Source organism: Mesorhizobium sp. M7A.F.Ca.US.005.03.2.1, from assembly GCF_003997795.1.
GTDB classification, from domain to species: domain Bacteria; phylum Pseudomonadota; class Alphaproteobacteria; order Rhizobiales; family Rhizobiaceae; genus Mesorhizobium; species Mesorhizobium ciceri.
Window position 1 is genome coordinate 1 of sequence record NZ_RZRP01001381.1, and the last position, 920, is coordinate 920.

General features: G+C 66.4%; 2 protein-coding genes. Both read right to left on the minus strand.

The features are described from left to right. A partial coding sequence (locus tag EN991_RS37920; protein WP_127370614.1) for a DUF2339 domain-containing protein occupies positions 1-594 on the minus strand: 594 nt, incomplete at its 3' end. An 82-nt stretch (positions 595-676) separates the two neighbouring features. Further along, positions 677-920, minus strand: a 244-nt coding sequence (locus EN991_RS37925) for a PaaI family thioesterase (RefSeq protein WP_164769741.1), incomplete at its 5' end; no start/stop codon positions are given.

A 920-nucleotide genomic window follows, 5' to 3' on the forward strand; every position in this document is an offset into this window, starting at 1 on the left:
GCCTTGTACGGGCATCTTGAAGCCGGTGCGGCGGACGAACTCGCCGCCGGCGACCAGCACAAGGCCGAGCGCGCCGGCCATGGTCAGCCGTACGCCGGGGCCGAAAATGCCGGCTTCGATGGTGTAGCGGATCAGGAACAGACCGCCCAGCGCCAGGGCGATGCCGCCGACCCAGACCGCCCAGCGGGTGCCGAGCGCGGTTTCGACATCGGATTGGCGGGCGGCTTTCGTCGCTCCGGGAAGCTCCGCGGGTTCCACCGCCTTCGGCGCCGGTTCTGGAGCGGTCCACGGCCCGGACACGATCTCGCCGGTCGAGTCTTCCGTTTCCGTGGCTGGCGCCGGTGCGGCGACCGGCTCGCTTGTCGCTGGAGAGGGAATGTCGGCCGCTGCCGCAACGGCTGGAATCACATCGGCGGGTGCGTTGTCGGCCACCGCCTGTTCGGACGGCTTGGCCGCCGGCGGCACGGCTCCCGAGAGCACAAGGCTGCGCAGCGCGCCAAGCTCACGCTCGACAAGGCCGATGCGGCTCTGCTGACGCGAAATGATGACGAACAAGGCGATGATGGCGACAAGGCCGATCAGGCTTTCAAACATGGCGGTTCCCCCAAACCAGGCCAGTTTTCACTGACATTCGTCGTACTGACATTCAAATGCGGCGGCCAAGCGGCCAGAAAACTCAGCGCGCCGCCAGATTGGCGGCCGGAAAGATCGAGCATGTTTCGGTGCCGAAAGCCAGCAGCTTGCCGCCGGCATCCTTCAGCGTCGCTTCCGACACCGCCAACGTGCGGCCCTTGTGAACAACCCTGCCCTCGCAGACCACCTCGCCGGTCTTCGGCGTGATGGGACGCGTCAAATTCACCTTGAACTCCGCCGTCGTATAGGCCTCGCTCTTTTCGAGCAGCGTCTGCACGGCACAGGCC